Below are 16,582 nucleotides of genomic sequence, written 5' to 3'. Positions count from 1 at the left end.
CGTCAGGATCCGTCGGCTGGGACGAAGCGGATCGGGGACACCGAGGAGTAGCGGTCGTCCTTGATGGCGACCACGCCGACACCGCCGATGAACGGCGCGAGCGCCTGCGGGTTCTTGCCCGGGTTGGCGAGCATGACCTGGAACCCGAAGTGGCGGAACGACTCCATCGCGGCGGTGATGAACTTGCCGGCGCCCTTCGAGAACGCCTCGTCGATGATGATGGGGGCGTACACGGGGACGTCCGCACCGGTGCCGGCGAGCTGGTAGCGCAGCGCCGCCGCCAGGCAGAACGTGGTGAGGCGCTCGTTCTGACCACCGGAGAGGGGGCCGCCGGACTCGTGGGCGTGGACCACGGTGCCGGCCTCGTCGACCTCTTCGGCGTGGAAGTGGACGTGGCGGCGCACATCGAGGATCACGCGGGAGGCGAGGTCGTCCTTCGTACGGGCCCGGGTGATGATGTCCATCAGGGTCTGCAGCGCCTGGAACCGCTCCTCCGCCTTCTCCCTGTCCTTCGACAGGTCGTTCTCCAGCGTCGCCCCCACGGCATCGTCCAGGGCGCGCTTGAAGTCGTCGAGCGCCGCCAGGTGCACGGGACGCATCGACAGCTGCAGGTAGCGGCCCCGGTGGAACTCCACCTGCGCCAGCAGTTCGTTGATCTTCTCCAGGCGCTTGCGGATCTGCGCGGGTTCGCGCGCGATCGCGGTGGCGAGCGCCTGCACGTCCCCGAGGGTGTTGCCGGTGAAGAACTCGAAGAATCGGTCCTCCACCTCCGGCAGGCGCTCCTCCTCGATCTGCTGCAGGATCGCCAGGAAGTCACCGGCCGCCTCGAGGGAAGTGTCGGTGTCGGCGCCTTCGGCGGGCCAGCGGCGCGCGAACTCCCGCATCGAGGTGCGCATGTCCTCCTCCGCACGGGACTGCGCACGGGTGAGCTGCATCAGCTCCGCGTCGAGGGTGGCGGAGGCGTCCTTGGTGACGCGGTCGATGGTGGACAGGCGCAGAGTCGGTGAGATCGCGCGGAACCGTTCGGTGAGGTCCTCGCGGGTCTCCTCGCTGATCTCACGGGTCTCCAGGCGCTGCTCCGCTTCCGCAGCGCGGCTGGTGGCCTGCTCCAGCTGTTCGGTGATGCGGCCCAGCTGTCCGGTGATGTCCAGCAGCTCCTGGTCGCCCTCGCTGATCTCCTTCTCCACCTGGTCGATCTGGCGCGCCAGCTCCGACAGGGCGCCGGATCCCTGCTCCGCGGCGCGGACCATCTCACCGAGGTTGGCGATGCGGCGCGCAACGGAGGCGGCATCGATGTCGTCCCAGGTGACGGCGCTGATGGCCTGGAGGGCGAACAGTTTGTCGCGGCGGGCAGCCGCTTCCTGCTCGAGGTCCTTGCGGCGGGCCTGCGCCTCGAACAGGGCCTGTTCGGCGCGGGTGCGCTCCCGTTCGAACACGGAGCGCTTGGCGCGGTTGTCGAAGCCGAGCACCCACTGGGAGCGGTCGTTGATCTGCCGGTCGGTGTTCTTCTCGTGCCGGGTGGCGGAGTGCTTGATCTGGCCGGACTGGAGCACGGCGCGCGGCAGGGTGGTGAACTCCTGCAGGTCTTCGGCGCACACGTAGTCCATGCGGGAGGCGATCTCACCGGACAGCCAGGCGTGGAACTCCCCGTCCTTCACCTCGATCTTCTCCGCGAGGGTGCGGGGGCGGATCTGGCGGGCCGGCTGGCGGGCGTCCGTGTTGACGCGGTTGTAGGACACGCGCCGGCGCAGCTTCATCTCATTGATCTCGCCGGCGAACGCGCGGTAGATCCGCTCGGGCACGAGAATGGAGCGGGCGAGGCCCCGCAGCGCCTGCTCAGCTGCCGCGGTCCACTTCTCCTCCCCTGCGCGCACCTGCAGAAGCTCTGCGGCGAACGGCAGATCAGTGGGAGGCACTCCGACGCGCTTCGCGAGGAGGTCCCGCACCGCGATGTCGTCACTGTGCAGGTTGGAGGCGCGGGACGACAGGGAGGCGAGCTCCTGTTTGGTGCCCTCGAGGTCGGCGGCGAGTTCCCGCACCCGCGCTTCCGCTTCCCACTGGCGCTGGTGGTCGTTCTTCTCGTCGGCGGTGAGGCCGTCCCGCATGCGCGCAACATCGCGCTGCAGCGACAGGAACGTCTCCTCGTTGGAGGGGCTGCCGAGCTCCACGGTGGCGAGCTGGCTGGAGAACTCGGTGGCGCGGGAGCGGCGCCGGTCGCGCTCCACTTCGAGACCGGCGATCTGCTTCTTCCAGTCGTCGATCTCGCCGCCGCCGGCGGAGCGGCGCTGCTCCTTCAGCTGCGCGAGGTCCTCGCGGGCTTCGGAGACGTCGGAGCTGACGCGGTTCTGCTGCGCCCGCAGGCGGTCCTGTTCACTCTGCAGGCGGTCGTTCTCCTCCGCGAGAAGCCGCACGAGGTGCTCGGCGGCGAACGCGTCGATGTCGCCGCGACGGTCCACCAGCTCCCCACCGCGCTGCTGGGCGTCCTGCCAGGTGGCGTGGGCGTCCTTCAGGCCGGAGAGGACCGCTTTCTGCTCACGGGCAGTGACGAGCGCGGCGTACACCTCGGAGAGGTTCTGGAAGTTCGCGAGCGCCTGGTCGGCGAGGTCGAAGGTGCGCGGCTCCTCCAGCATGTAGTCGCGCAGCAGCGCGTTGATGTCGCCGAGCTCCTTCGCGGACTGGATCTTGTGCAGGAGGCTGAGGGCCTTCTCGTCGGGGATGCCGAGCAGCTGGGAGAAGCGCGCACGGTAGTCGCGGAACTGGCGGAACACTTCGGTGCCGGCCAGTTCCTTCTCCAGGGCGCGGCCCTCGATGCTGGTGGTGACGAAGGGGCGCAGTTCGGCGGCGTCGTAGGCTCGGTCGGAGATGACATAGAGGCTCTTGACGTCGGAGTCGGCGGTATGGCCGGCGTGCAGGAGCAGCATGCGGGTCAGCTGGATGAGGTCACCGCGGCCGTTGCCGTAGCGCAGGGAGATGACGGACAGGGTGGTGCCGTCGCGCAGCACTTCCTGGCTGAACTCGCCGGTGTCGGCGGCGTAGTGCATCGCCCAGGCTCCCCGCACGTAGGAGGCGACGGTGCGGCGGGACTTCTTCTGGCGCGGACCCGCGTCGGACGCGGCGGCGTTGAAGTGAAGGCTGCGCGGCGGGGTCAGCAGGGCGCTGATGGCGTCCAGGAGGGTGGACTTGCCGGTGCCGGGGCCGCCGGTGAGGAAGAAGCCCTTGGACGAGATGTCGAGGTCGTGGGTGCCGTGGAAGGTTCCCCAGTTGCTCAGCTGGACGTGGTTGAGGCGCCACTGGCCGGGGTGCGGGTGGTCGGGGTCGGTGACGGGCGGCTGTTCGGGGGCCGACGGGGTCTCGTCGTCGAGCAGGCTCTGCTGGATCACTGCTGATCCTCCTTGTCGTCGGCGTCGGCGGCATCGGTGTCTGCGGTGGTGTCGGTGTCGAGGCCGACGGATTCCACATCGACACCGGCGCCGCGGTACAGCTCGATGAACTCGCGCGCCGTGTCCGGGGTGATCATCAGCTTCAGCACGGGCGAGACCTCATAGGAGTCCCCCTGCTCCTCCAGCAGGGCCGCCCGCTGCAGCTTGGCGATCGAATGGCGGACGTCCTTCGCGAAGCCCGCCTCGTCGGTGGAGTCGGTGCGGCGGTAGGCCGCGAGCGCCGCCAGCAGCTCCGCTTCGCTGACCACTGCGCGCTGCCCGCGGGACGCCTGGGTGAGCAGGTGCTGGCGCAGCACGAGCAGCAGAACGGAGTCAAGGCGGTTGAGGCCGCTGAGGCGGCGCAGCAGCTTCGGGGCGTCCGGGTCGCTCTCGCTCTGGCGCACGAATGCGACCTGGGAGTCGTCATCGACGATGAGTTCGAGGAACATGTCCGCGAGTCGGTTCTCGATGGCGGTGCGGTCGCGCAGCAGCTGCCCGTAGCGGGCGGTGTCCTTGCGGCCGTCGAGGTAGGGGCCCTGCAGGAGGGCGACCAGGACCCGTCGGGACTCCTCGACGAGGGCGCCGCCGGTGCTGCCGGCGCTGCGGAGGTCCTCCTCGTCGGCGAGGCCCCAGTCCTCGAGGGCGCTCTCGCCCAGTTCGGATCCCTGGCTCATTCGCCCTCCCTGATCGTTCGGCTGTGCACCGGTCCAGCGTACCGGTCGGGGACAGAGATCCCCATCAGATCGCGGCTCCCTGCGTGGACGATCGCCCCCGGGGCCCCGTAGTGTTCTGTCCGTCACCCATCTCCGCCGCTGAGCCCCGGAAGGACTCGTCGTGAGCATCCAGCCTCCGCACGCCCACGGCCCGCAGCTGTCGGGCCAGGGGGCTCTGCGGGCCACGGCCCAGGTGGATCCCCGCCGACGGCTTCTGCGGGTGCGCGGGATCGCTATCGCGGCTCTGGTCTGCTCCGTCCTCATGGTGCTGTACGGGGTGCTGCGCACCGTCATCGCTCTGACCCACCTTGTGCCGCAGAACGCGTTCTTCGGTGCCGACGGTCGCTGGCAGCTCGCCGGTCTCCTGCTGTGGTTTGCGATCTGGCCGGTGATCAGCGTCCTCGTCGTCCTGGTGATCCTGCTGATGGCGATGGGCCGCAGGGCTGTGGTGACAGGTGGTGCGATCGCCGGCGGCGCCATCTGCGTGATCCCGATGCTGTGGCTTGGGATGTACACCCTGGAGTACGTCGTGCTGATCGCGAGCGCCGCCGACTCCACGACGTACGGCTTCGGCTCCGCCCCCACCTGGCTGCTGATCACCCGGGTCCTGTTCCATGCCGGCGCCACCGTGCTGTGGGGCACCGCCGCGTGGGGCTGCTGGACGTCATGGTCATCGGCATCGGACCAGCTGGATGAGACCACCGACCCCCTGTCCGCCGGCGCACCGGGACCCCGGCTCTGAGACGCCCCGCACACCCCCCTCCACTCGACGAAAGGAAACACTCCATGTCCTCCACACCGCAGTTCCAGCCCAGCCAGCCGTCCGGCAACCAGCCCTTCGGCGGCCAGCCGTCCGGCAACCAGCCCTTCGGGGGCCAGCAGTTCGGCAATCAGCAGTACGGCGGCCAGCAGTTCGGCATGCAGCCCTCGAACCCGAACGCGGGCGTGGTCCGCATCCTGGCGATCGTGATGGCGGCGCTGAGCCTGCTCGGCCTGCTCTACCAGGTCATCTCGATGATCTCCGGGTTCATCAGCGGCGCTGTCAGCACCGATGCCGCTTCGACCGATGTCACCGGTGCCAGCGTTGCCAGCGGCCTCATCGGCCTGCTGTTCGGCGGCATCTCCATCCTCGTGTTCGTCCTTGCGATCATCGTGGCGATCATGGGGCGGGGGCGGACCCGCACCGGTGCGATCATCTGTGGGGCCCTGCTTCCGGTGAACCTCATCGTCTCCTTCGTGGCCGGCATGATCATCGGCATCATCGTCGCCTCGTCCGCTTCCTCCGGCGGGGGCGTCGCCCTCGGCATCGTCGCCCTCATCGGCGGTCTGCTCGTCCTGCTCATCAAGACCGTCGGCACCGTTGCCGCGATCATCTCCGCGAAGTCCGCTCACGAGGCGGTCCGGGCCGGCTCCCTCTGAGCCGCCCCGCACACCCACCCCTCCACTCGACGAAAGGAAACCCATGTCCTCCGCACCCCAGCAGCAGCCGAACCAGCCTGATCCGTCCGGCCGACCGGGCCCGACCGCTCAGCCGGCCGGGGCCCCGCACGGCGGTCTGTACGGCTCCGAGCCGGCCACCAGCGAGCTGAAGACCCTGCGCACTCTCTCGTTCGTCCTGCTGGTTCTCAGCGGGCTCGGCCTGATGTACACGCTCGTCTCCACGATCATCGAGACGGCGCAGAACTTCTCGGGCGATCCCAGCCCCCGTGACGCCGCCTCCCTGTCCGGCGCGGACGTCGCCAGCGGCGCCGTCGGCCTGGTGTTCATCGTGGTCGCCCTCATCACGTTCGTCCTCGCGATCATCGTCGCTGTGAAGGGCTCCGGTCAGATCCGCAGGGGCGCCATCATCTGCGGCGCCATGCAGCTGGTGAACCTCGCGGTGATCGTCGTGGTCGGCCTCATCATCGGTGCACTCACCGTCGCCGCAGCGGGTGCGGTCAGCTTCACCACCGTCGCTGTTGCGGCCCTGGTCATGTCGGTGCTCACGATCATCGTCAAGGCGATCGGCACATTCGGCGCCTGGTCCTCGTACCGGTCCGCCGAAACCGGCCTGCGGTCCGCCGCGCACTGATCCCCGTGCCGTCCGTGAACGTCGCGAAGAGCCATGTCCACCGCTGTTCCCGCTGACCCGCTGGCACCGGCCAACGCCGGGGCGGTCATCAGACGCGCCCGCACCACGCAGGTGCTCGCCCGCATCGCCCTGATCGCCGCGGTCGTCACCGCGGTGTGCGTCACCGTGTACCGATCGATCCTGCCGGTGGTGGCGGCGGGGCTCTCCCCTGTTATGCGGGATCCGAACGAGGTCGTTCCGACGGTGCTGGTCATCACAGCCGTTCTGTTCGTCCTGCTCGGGCTCCTGACGGGACTGACTGTCGTTGCTCTGGACGTCGTGCTGCTGGTGCGCGGCCCGGGCAGGGTGCGAGCCTGGGCGGCTGCATCGCTGGTCCTCGTCCTGTTCAGCGGTCTGGTCAACCTCGGCAGACTGGTCGCGGACATCGACGGCGAGGGCACCTCTCTCCCAGGGCCGGGAGCCAGCGAGGCGGAGCGACTCGGGATGGTCATCGGCTTCATTCTGGCGAGGCTCCTGTTCATCGCCCTGCCGCTGTTCCTGGCGGCGGCGGCCAATGCGCTGGCTGCTCGTGCCGCTCGCCGGGACGTCACCGCCGGGCGGGCACTGCCGACCAGCACCCCCGCCGCCCCGGCCCGGCCCGCTGAGAGTGCCCGTGCCTGAGGTGCAGAACCCGTCGGCTCCGCTCTCGGGGATCTCGGCGGGTTCTCGCCGTCACCGGGCTGCGGAGCTGACGGGGGCCGTCTGCGCCACGATCACGGCGACGCTCACCACCGCTGCCTTCGCCGTGTCAGCGCTGCTCATCCCCGTAGCGGACCGGCAGGGGCTGGACGGGACCGAGTGGCTGGGGCGCCTGCTGTTCGCCATGGTCGTGGGCCTGCTCGTGGTCACGGCGACGGCTCTGGTGACCCTGGCTGCGGACGCGGTGCTGCTGGTGTTCGGGGGCCGACGGGTGCGCGCATACGCCGGTGCCGGCGGCGCAGCCCTGCTCCTCGCCGTCGTCGGTCTCGCCGCCTGGTTCGCCCTGGCTGGGGGTCCGAGCACCACGCTTTCCGACGCCGCGTCGCCTCAATGGTGGGCAGATGTGCTGGCGCTGGTGCTGCTGCTGACTGTTCTGCCGATCGCCTCCGCGGTGCTCAGCTGGATCGCCGTCCGGCACGCGCAAGCAGAGCGCTCAGGGCCGGCGCCGGCGGGGTCCGCGAACGCGGGCGCTCAGGCGTCCGGCAGGGCCTCCAGGAAGTAGAACGCGGGGATCTTCGCCGCGTACGGCACATCGCCCGGCTCCACCCACTGGATCAGCTCCGCATCGCCTTCACGCTTCGAGGCGTACTGCGTGGCCAGCAGCATCAGGCCCACCACGGACGCCAGACCCTGGGTGGCGGCGCCGTCGCGGACGAGGGAGCCGACCGTCGCCTGCCCGCGGGCCGCGACGGTGTCGTTGACGCGGGCGGTGAGGCCGGCCAGGTCGATGTCGTTGGTCTGCACGAGGTCCTCGAGGGCCTCCGGGCTGAGCATGGTGGCGTCGTGCACCACCGCTTCGGCGGGCAGGCCCGGGTCCGACGGGTCCTTCAGAACATGCTGGGCCACGCTCGTCACCTGGATGCGGGTGAGGTCCAGCTCCATCGGGAACGGCGACTTCGGCGGCACCTCGTCCTTCTGCGCCAGGGCGATGCCCTGAGCCTCCTGCAGCAGGTCCAGCAGGACCCGGTGCTGGCGGAAGTCCTGGGAGCGGACGAACCGTGCCAGGGACCGGTACAGCTCCGTCTTCACATCGAGCACTTCCTGCGCCGGCTCGTACAGGTCGCTGAATACGTTCGCGAGCTTCTCCCGCTCCGCGCGGGTCAGCTTCTTCGCGAACTCGCGGGAGAGCAGCCGGTCCACCACGTCCTGCGCCTGCTCGTTCTGCCGCGGGTCGTTCAGCAGGCGGAAGAAAGCGGTGAAGGTGCGCCCCACCGTGGACTGGCCGAGGAGGTCGTCCCCGGCGAGGAGCTGTTCGAGGATCTCACCGCGGGAGCCCTCGGGCGAGAGGATCTGCTCACGCAGATGCAGGTCCACAGCCCGCAGGTCCTCTCGGTACTGCAGGAAGTCGCCGGAGAGGCGGTCGGCGATCAGCAGGATGTCCTTCAGGCGGTCCACAGACGTGTCCTGGCTGGGCAGCATCAGCTCCCCTTCGGACAGCTCCCGGATCTCCCGCTCGATGTCCTCCCGGCGCTGCTGCAGGTCCCGCAGGCGCACGTCACGGTCCGTCTCCGTCTCCTGGGCGAGGCGTTCGAACTGCTGCAGCACCAGGGTGAGGCGGGACTCCGTTGTGGTCGGGTTGTGCTCCTCCAGGGACGCGATGAACTGGACGGCGTCCACCGTGGCGGGCGACGGCTCGAACGTGGTCTCCACCGAATGGGGATCGTCGCGGCGCGTCAGGTAGCCCTCGCGCACCCACGAGTCCACGTAGTCGCCGGCGGTGGTGCGCTGCTCATCGTCGTCGTGCAGCAGGCCGAGGTGCGTGTTGACCCGCGCCACCATCTCACTGCGCTCCAGGCGCCGGTCACCGGCGGGGAACACGGACTGCAGGATCGCCAGCACAGCAGGTGCTTTGTGGGCGCTCAGCAGGCGCCACGTCGACATGCGGCGCAGCTTCTCGTAGGCGGACTTGCGCTCACCGGCTGTGAGGCGCTGCGCGCCCGGTGCTCCCTGGTGCTTCACGCGCCCCAGGGTATCAATCGGCCCGGGCACCAGTGCCCCTCGCGGCCCTGGCGGACGGCGATTACGGTCGAAGACATCCACGACCCCGTTACCTGGAAGCAGAGGTTCCACCATGACCGCCTACCCCGCCCCCGTCGGCTGCAGCGCCGCACCTGCCGGCTTCGGTGCTCCCGCCTGGACTCCCGTCCAGCCGGTCAGCCGCACCAGCCTCCTCACCGCGCTGATCCTCAACCTCATCACCCTCGCCGGTGGCGGCATCGCCGCCGGCATGCTGGTGATGAGCGGGGTCAGCAGCAGCGAGGACTCGTCCGCGGTGTTCGGCGCGTTCTTCCTCGTGCTTCTCGCCATCAACGGCGGCTTCGCGTTCCTCACCGTGATCGGAAGCCTGATCGCCGCGATCCGGCACGGCGGCGCCTCCCGCTTCTTCTCCCTCACGGCGGCCCTGCTGGTGATCCTCGCCGCCGCCGGCGTGGTCCTGCTGCTGGCGGCTGTGATCGCAGTCGGCGTCAACAACAGCACCCTCACCGACGATCAGATGGGCCTGATCGGCCTCGGCGTGATCGGAGTGATGATCGTGTCGCCGTTGCTCACACTGCTCAGCGTCATCAGCTCGATCATCGCGTTCACCACCGCGAAGAGGTGACACCGGGCGGGCTCAATGCTCAGGGCTCAGTGCGAAGCCGAACGACGCCGGGCGCGCCATCAGAAGGTGCTGATCCAACGGACCCGGTCCGCAGGCCGCGGAGCCGACGCCGTGCAGAGCCGCCGACAGCGTCACCCACGTCCGGCCGTCGGGCCGCAGCTCCCCGTCGTGCTGGGCACGGTCCAGCTCCGCTGAGGACCAGGGCCGCACCGCCAGACCCAGGCCGCTGTCGGTGCGCAGCCCTAGGACCCCCGCAGCGGTGCGGATCTGCGCGGACCGCACACCGTGACGGTTGCCGTTCTCCTGCGGGAACACGTACGGCGTGCTCATCTGCGCGATCGACCGCCTCCAGGTGGCGAACGTGGTGCCGCTGCCGGTATCCGGGTAGCGCTCGAACGGCCCGTAGCCGCGGTAGGTGACGGCGTCGTCGCCGGCAGCGGGGGCAGCGTCGATCGCGAGCGTGTAGCCGATGCGCGGAACCGGCAGGTCATCCGGCCACCCGTCGAACTCCACATCGACGGCGACGTGGACGCCGCCGCTGTCGGCCGTCCACGTTTCGCGGATGTCCGCACCGATGCCGGTGCCCGGCAGACCGAGCCGCTTGGCGAACCGCAGCGATGCACCGTCCGCCTCCGCCGACGCCAGTCGCAGCTGTGCGACGTCCAGGCAGACAGCCCGCCAGCGGGTCTCCAGACCGGTCCAGGTGAAGGCGCGTTCGTTGTCCACAGGGGCGCGCGTGAGGTCCACACCCGCCCACGTGACGGGCAGGTCCCCCAGACGCTCGAGGGACCCGTGGCGGTCGAACCGCGCCGGGCCGAGGCGCCAGGTGCCGTCGGCCGCCTCCTCCGGGAGCGCAGGGGACGCGTCCGAGGCGGAGCAGGCGCCCGCGGCGGGTGCGCTGGGTGCGGTGCCGGTGCTGGAAGGCGCGGCAGGGGCCGACGGGGCCCGCAGAGCCACACGGTCCGCGATCGAGACGACGTGCCCAGCCGGCAGCGCCCGCGGCAGGACCGCATCAGCGTCACGCAGAACCGCCCGCACCGTCAGCACCTCACCGTTCGGCACCGGCACGAGGGCGTCCCCGCCCGCCGGGACCGGCTCCATCTCCAGCTCCGACCACGTGCGCTGCTCATCGATCGAGAGCTCGACGCGCAGATGATCGGTGCTGAGGAACGCGTACTGGTTGCGGATGCGCAACTGCACGGACCCGTCCGCGCCTTCGAAACCGAACGCGATGGGTGCGTACACCTGCTTCATGTCCAGCAGCGCCGGCGACGGCGTGCGGTCCGGGAGGACGAGGCCGTCGGCCACGAAGTTGCCGTCGTGGATGCGCTCCCCGAAGTCGCCGCCGTAGCCGTAGACCTCGGTGCCGTCCGCGGTCGTGGTGAGCAGGGCGTGGTCGATCCACTCCCAGATGAACCCGCCGTGCAGCGCCTCATAGCGCCACACCAGATCCCAGTACTCCTTCAGCGCACCCGCGCCGTTCCCCATCGCGTGGGCGTATTCGATCCACAGGAAGGGCAGGCTCCACGCCCGCGCCGACCGCACCGTGTCCATATCGGCATCGACCCCGGCATCCAGGCACAGGCGCATCAGCAGGTCCGCGAGGTCGTCATCGATGTTTCGGGCGCCGATCGCCTCACTGCGGCGATGATCCGGGTACATCAGCGAATGCACATCCACGGTGCGCCCCAGATAGTCCTGCTCATAGATGAGCAGACGACCGTCGTCCATCTCCCGCACCGCCGCGCACATCGCATCCGTCACGGTGCCGGTGGAGGACTCATTGCCGATCGACCACATGATGATCGAGGCATGGTTCTTGTCGCGGTGCAGGAACCGGCGCGTCCGCTCCACGAGCGTCTTCTCGAACCGCGGATCGTTCGCCGGTCGACGCTGCGTGCCGCGGTCATCGGACTCGGTGCGGTCCAGGTGGAAGCCGTGCGCTTCGAAGTCGCCTTCGCAGATCACATACATCCCCAGCTCGTCGCACCGCTCGATGAAGCGCGGATGCGGCGGGTAGTGGGAGGTGCGGACCGCGTTCACATTGTGCTGCTTCATCAGCTCCAGGTCGCGGTCCTCATTCGCCGGGTTCTGCGTCCGCCCGGTCACGGCATCCACCTCATGGCGGTTCACCCCGCGGAACACGACGCGCTGTCCGTTGACGAGGATCCTCTCCCCTACGCGCTCCACTCGGCGGAAGCCGAGCCGGACCGACACGCACTCACTCGGGGTGCGGACCAGCGCATCGTACAGGCGCGGAGTCTCCGCGCTCCACGGCTCCACGTTGCCCATATCCACCGTCGTGGTCTCTCCGGCGGTCAGCACGCGTCGGATGCCGAGCTCCTCGATCACCAGCTCGATCCGCTCCGGCGGCACCTGCTGCGCCGCCTCATGCTCCTCCAGGCCGGAGATCACGGTGCCGACGGAGGCCGTGAGGAGATCGGGCCGGATGCTCAGCGAACCGGTCCCGGCGGCGGCGTCGAAGTCGGTGCTGACCGTGAGGTTGTGCAGGCCGCCGGCAGGCCGCAGCAGCAGCGTCACCGACCGGAAGATGCCGGAGAGCCAGAACATGTCCTGGTCCTCCACGTACGAATTGGCGGACCACTGCCGCACCAGCACCCGCAGACTGTTCTCACCCGAGGTGAGAGCCTCGGTGACGTCGAACTCCTGGGTGAGGCGCGACCCCGCCGTCGCCCCGAGCCGCGTCCCGTTCACCTCGACCTGCCCGTGCGAGTCCACGCCGTCGAAACGGAGGAACACGCGGGCGCCGTCGGCCAGGGCGCTCCCCCACTCGGCGGACAGCTCGAACGTGCGCAGATAGTCCCCCGTCGGGTTCTCCGACGGGACATGCGGGACATCGAGCGGGAACGGGTAGATGAAGTTCGTGTACTGCGGGGCGCCGTGGCCCTGCAGCTGCCACATGCCGGGCACCCGGATGCTGGTCTTCTCCCCGAACCGCTCCCCGTCCGGGGCGAAGCGGAAGGCCCAGTCGCCGTCGAGGGACAGCTCGGGGGCGTCCGACCGCAGCCACGCGCGGGGCGCGAGGCGGCCCTCACCAGTGTGGATGTCAGGAATCGGCAGTGTCGACACGGGTCACTCCTTCACAGCACCGTCGGTCAGGCCGCCGCCTCCAACAGCGAACTCGGCAGGATCTTCAGTTCCAGCTGGGCGATGTCCGGATCGCCGCCGGCGGCGACCGCCGACGGCGCCGCTGACGGGTCGCTACCGCACCTCGCCGTAGTACTGGCCGGTGCGCTCCTCCCGCAGCTCGGCGAACGTGCCGTTCGTGATGGACTCGCGGATCTCGTCGACCAGCCGCACCACGAATCGTTCGTTGTGGATGGTGCACAGGGTGGAGGACAGCATCTCCTTCGCGCGGAACAGATGGTGGACGTAGGCGGCGGTGTAGTTCTGGCAGGTGTAGCAGTCGCAGGTGTCGTCGATCGGAGAGAACTGACGGCGGTACTTCGCTCCCGTCAGGTTGACCCGGCCGGTGCGGGTGTACACCGCGGAGTTGCGGGCCACGCGCGACGGGGACACGCAGTCGAAGGTGTCCGCGCCGGCGGCGATCGCGACGAACAGGTCGTCCACTTCGGAGATGCCCAGCAGGTGGCGGGGCCTCTCGTCGGGCAGTTCGTCCGTCACCCAGCCGACGATCGTGCCGAGGTTCTCCTTCTCCAGCGCACCGCCGATGCCGAAACCGTCGAAGCTCCAGCCGTCCACCTCCATCGACCCGAGGTCGCGGGCGGCCTTGCGCCGCAGGTCCTCGTACTGGGCGCCCTGGATGACGCCCCACAGCTGCTGGTAGGGCTTGTGCTGCCGCTCCTCGGTGAGGCGGGCGTGCTCCGCCAGGCACCGCTGGGCCCACAGGCGGGTGCGCTCCAGCGCCTCCTCCTGGTAGCGGCGGGAGTTCATCAGGGTGGTCAGCTCATCGAACGCGAACATGATGTCCGCGCCGAGACCGTGCTGGATCTGCATCGACACTTCGGGGGTGAAGCGGTGCTGAGAGCCGTCGATGAAGGAGCGGAAGTCCACACCGTCGTCATCGACGTGGGCGAGGCGGTCCTTGCCGGCCTCCACGTCATCATCGCGGCCCGACGGGGTGGTGGCCCGCTGATTGCCGGAGAACGATTCGCTGAGCACCTTCTTGAACCCGGCGCCGAGGCTCATCACCTGGAAGCCGCCGGAATCGGTGTAGGTGGGGCCGGGCCAGTTCATGAAGCGGCCGAGGCCACCGGACTCGTCGATGAGGTTGTGGCCGGGCTGGAGGTACAGGTGGTAGGCGTTGGCGAGCACCGCCTGGGCGCCGAGCTGCGCCACGGATTCCGGCAGCACCGCCTTCACCGTCGCCTTCGTGCCGACGGGGATGAACGCAGGCGTGGCGATGTCGCCGTGCGGGGTGGAGATGACACCGGTGCGGGCGCGGGAATCTGCGGCACGGGTGCCGAGGGAGAAGGACGTGGTTCGAGGCATGCATGAAGTTTCCCACGAGTGCCTCACATCCCCGTCAAGGGCCGACTACACTCGGCTCGATGTCGAATCGCGGCCCCGTGTTCAGCCTCGAGGACTTCCTCCAGGAGCCCTCGCGCTCCGGTGAACCCGCCGGCGAGGACTTCCACTGGACCCAGGACCCCGTCGAGGACGACTTCGAGGACTTCGCGGCCTGGGGATCCGGGGGCGACGACTCCCCCTGGGACGCCTCCCCCGCCTGGCTGGACGACGACGCCCGCGACGACTTCCCCGACTGGGACGCGCTCGAGCGCGGCTCCGTCGGCCCCGACGCCTCCTCCCCCACCGACGCCGACGACCCCGCCCTGGGCGGTCCCGCCGCCGGCGCCGCACCGGGCAGCACCTCCATCGACCTATGGCGCTCCGGCCCCGTTGCGGACCCTGACGACCTGCGGCCCCCGTCGGCCCGCCGCCGAACCTCCCACTTCCGGCCCGAGATCGAGGGCCTGCGCACCGTTGCGGTCGCGCTGATCGTCGTCTTCCATGTGTGGTTCGGGCGGGTCTCCGGCGGTGTGGACGTGTTCCTGTTCATCTCCGCGTTCCTGCTGTCCGCGTCGTTCGGGCGGCGGCTGCGCACCGGGTCCCTCGGCAACCCCATCCGCACCTGGCTGCGCACCTTCACCCGTCTGATGCCGCCCGCGGTGATCGTGATCCTCGCGGTGCTGATCGCGACCCGGTTCCTGCTGCCGCCGTCGGCCTGGCAGCCGATGATCACGCAGGCGCTCGCCTCCGCCACCTACTGGCAGAACATCCTGCTGAGCAGCGAAGCAGTCGACTACTACGCCCAGGACATCTCGGTCGCCTCCCCGCTGCAGCACTTCTGGTCCCTCAGCCTGCAGGGGCAGGTGTTCCTGCTGTGGCCGCTGCTGTTCGGTCTGGTGGCGCTGGTGTCCCGCCGGCCGGGCGCGAAGCCGAAGGCGTTCGCGTTCGCCCTGTTCGGCGCCCTGTTCGCCGCCTCCCTCGCCTACTCCGTCCACCTCACCGCCACCGAGCAGACCGCCGCGTACTTCTCGACCCAGGCGCGCCTGTGGGAGGTCGCCGCCGGCACCCTGCTGGCGCTGCTGCTGCCCCGCATCGACCGCGCCACCCGCGCCGAACGCCCCGGTTCCGGCTCCCGCCCCGGCTCCGCCGTGCTGCGCGGCCTCGCCGGCTGGGTCGGATTCGGCCTGCTGGTCTCCACCGGCATCGTGCTCGATGTGCAGGGCCAGTTCCCCGGCTGGATCGCGATCTGGCCGATCACCGCCGCCGCGCTCATCATCGCCGCGGGCCACTCCGGCACCCGCTGGGGCTTCGACCGCATCCTCACCATGCGACTGCCGCGCTCGCTCGCCTCCATCTCCTACGCGATGTACCTGGTGCACTGGCCGATCCTCGTGCTCACCCTGCATGTGCTCGACAAGCCCCGCGCGGGCCTGGCCGACGGGTTCGCGATCATCGCGGTCTCCCTGCTCATCTCCTGGGCGCTGACCCGCCTGGTGGACTCGCAGTTCCGCCACCCCCGCTGGAAGGCCGCCCCCACGGGCCGGTCCCTCGCCGTCATCGGCCTGTGCCTCGCGCTCGTGGCCGGCGGCGCGTTCGGCTGGCGCTACCAGCTGTCCACCGAAGCGGAGAGGACCGCCGCCATCGGCCCCACCTCCGGTGTTCAGGAGAAGCAGAAGGCACCCGAGCCGGCCGACGTGCGCGCCGGTGACCTCGTGCCTGCGGGGCATCAGCTCGACAGCCAGTGGCCAGCCCAGCGGTACCGCTGCTCCGGTCCCGGTGCCCCTGCAGCGTTCCCCGGCCAGCACTGCGACATGCGCCTGCCCGCCGACGCCGACTACGACCACCTGGTGCTCGTGGCCGGGTCCTCTCACGCCCGCCAGTGGATTCCGGCGATGGAATCCGCCGCCGAGAAGGGCAACTGGCAGATCATCAGCATGCACATGGACGCCTGCCCCTTCGCCGACGCCCCCAACCCGGAGGACCGCTGCGCCGGCTACCGCGATTGGGTGATCGACCAGGCGACTGCGCTGAAGCCTGATCTGGTCGTCATCAACGGGTCAGCCGTGGACCTCGGCCGCAACCGAGACGTCGCGCTGGCTGGTATGGCCTCCGGCACCGCCGAACTCACCGCGCGCGGAATCGACGTTCTCACCATTCGTGACAACCCCCGGTTCTCCCAGAACATGTACACGTGCGCGGAGAAGGTCCTGGAGAACGACGGCACAGGAGCGGACGCGAACGCCCAGTGCGGGGTCCCCGCTGCCTCTGTGCTGTCCCTCGTCGACCCGCAGGTGCTGACAGCGTCGGCTGCCCCCGGGCCCGGCCGCGTGGTGACGGCCGATCTCACTCCCGAGATCTGCCCGTCGGGCCAGTGCGTGCCCGTCCAGGGCAACACCGCGGTGTTCATGGACTCCAACCATGTCTCGAAGGTGTTCGCCACAGCGATGCAGCCTCGGATGCTGGAGGTCATCGCCGAGTCCTACCCCGACCTGTTGGTGACCCCATAATGGTGGGAACCGCCGCTCCCCGGCCCCCGCACAAGGACAAT

Annotated in this window: 12 protein-coding genes; 7 read left to right on the top strand and 5 right to left on the bottom strand. The window is 69.7% G+C overall.

Going from position 1 to position 16,582, the window contains the following annotated elements; all coding sequences use genetic code 11:
• Positions 1 to 2: 2 nt before the first annotated feature.
• Positions 3 to 3,377, bottom strand: a complete 3,375-nt coding sequence (locus tag R3I40_RS00190) for an ATP-binding protein (RefSeq protein ID WP_396349493.1) — start codon at positions 3,375 to 3,377, stop codon at positions 3 to 5.
• Positions 3,377 to 4,093, bottom strand: a complete 717-nt coding sequence (locus tag R3I40_RS00185; RefSeq protein WP_259922583.1) for a DUF4194 domain-containing protein — start codon at positions 4,091 to 4,093, stop codon at positions 3,377 to 3,379. Before R3I40_RS00185 ends, R3I40_RS00190 begins: the two co-directional genes overlap by 1 nt.
• Before the next feature lie 160 nt (positions 4,094 to 4,253).
• Between R3I40_RS00185 and R3I40_RS00180 the strand changes: the two genes are divergently transcribed.
• The 5 genes from R3I40_RS00180 to R3I40_RS00160 are packed head-to-tail and all read left to right on the top strand — an operon-like array spanning position 4,254 to position 7,443.
• Positions 4,254 to 4,874, top strand: a complete 621-nt coding sequence (locus tag R3I40_RS00180) for a hypothetical protein (protein WP_239375462.1) — start codon at positions 4,254 to 4,256, stop codon at positions 4,872 to 4,874.
• A 44-nt stretch (positions 4,875 to 4,918) separates the two neighbouring features.
• Complete coding sequence (locus R3I40_RS00175; RefSeq protein ID WP_285262312.1) at positions 4,919 to 5,551, top strand: hypothetical protein; 633 nt, start codon at positions 4,919 to 4,921, stop codon at positions 5,549 to 5,551.
• 43 nt (positions 5,552 to 5,594) lie between these two features.
• Positions 5,595 to 6,203 carry a hypothetical protein gene (locus R3I40_RS00170; protein WP_285262313.1) on the top strand — a complete coding sequence of 203 codons (609 nt, stop codon included), beginning with the start codon at positions 5,595 to 5,597 and terminating at the stop codon, positions 6,201 to 6,203.
• 33 nt (positions 6,204 to 6,236) lie between these two features.
• Positions 6,237 to 6,863: a hypothetical protein gene (locus tag R3I40_RS00165; RefSeq protein WP_285262314.1), complete on the top strand. Its 627-nt coding sequence runs from the start codon at positions 6,237 to 6,239 to the stop codon at positions 6,861 to 6,863.
• Positions 6,856 to 7,443, top strand: a complete 588-nt coding sequence (locus R3I40_RS00160; RefSeq protein ID WP_285262315.1) for a hypothetical protein — start codon at positions 6,856 to 6,858, stop codon at positions 7,441 to 7,443. The genes R3I40_RS00165 and R3I40_RS00160 overlap by 8 nt, the downstream gene beginning before the upstream one ends.
• Here R3I40_RS00160 and R3I40_RS00155 read toward each other — a convergent pair.
• Positions 7,413 to 8,900 (bottom strand): DUF3375 domain-containing protein, encoded by a 1,488-nt coding sequence (locus R3I40_RS00155; RefSeq protein WP_239375457.1) that lies wholly within the window; start codon positions 8,898 to 8,900, stop codon positions 7,413 to 7,415. The genes R3I40_RS00160 and R3I40_RS00155 overlap by 31 nt on opposite strands.
• A 112-nt stretch (positions 8,901 to 9,012) precedes the next feature.
• On the opposite strand from R3I40_RS00155, the gene R3I40_RS00150 reads away from it, so the two are divergent.
• The gene (locus tag R3I40_RS00150; protein WP_183376124.1) at positions 9,013 to 9,543 is read left to right on the top strand and encodes a hypothetical protein; all 531 of its coding nucleotides are present in this window, start codon (positions 9,013 to 9,015) and stop codon (positions 9,541 to 9,543) included.
• Positions 9,544 to 9,555: 12 nt separating this feature from the next.
• Here R3I40_RS00150 and R3I40_RS00145 read toward each other — a convergent pair whose 3' ends face one another.
• Together R3I40_RS00145 and tgt are read right to left on the bottom strand one after the other, a co-directional pair.
• Positions 9,556 to 12,633 (bottom strand): glycoside hydrolase family 2 TIM barrel-domain containing protein, encoded by a 3,078-nt coding sequence (locus R3I40_RS00145; RefSeq protein ID WP_317700032.1) that lies wholly within the window; start codon positions 12,631 to 12,633, stop codon positions 9,556 to 9,558.
• Positions 12,634 to 12,765: 132 nt separating this feature from the next.
• Complete coding sequence (gene tgt / locus R3I40_RS00140) at positions 12,766 to 14,016, bottom strand: tRNA guanosine(34) transglycosylase Tgt (RefSeq protein ID WP_317700031.1); 1,251 nt, start codon at positions 14,014 to 14,016, stop codon at positions 12,766 to 12,768.
• A 59-nt stretch (positions 14,017 to 14,075) separates the two neighbouring features.
• On the opposite strand from tgt, the gene R3I40_RS00135 reads away from it, so the two are divergent.
• Positions 14,076 to 16,541 carry an acyltransferase family protein gene (locus tag R3I40_RS00135; protein WP_285262317.1) on the top strand — a complete coding sequence of 822 codons (2,466 nt, stop codon included), beginning with the start codon at positions 14,076 to 14,078 and terminating at the stop codon, positions 16,539 to 16,541.
• The last annotated feature ends 41 nt before the right edge of the window (positions 16,542 to 16,582 follow it).

The sequence above is a fragment of the Helcobacillus massiliensis genome (assembly GCF_033106145.1).
GTDB classification, from domain to species: domain Bacteria; phylum Actinomycetota; class Actinomycetes; order Actinomycetales; family Dermabacteraceae; genus Helcobacillus; species Helcobacillus massiliensis.
Note: the sequence above shows the minus strand (reverse complement) of the source record. Positions and strands in the feature narration are given on the sequence as shown.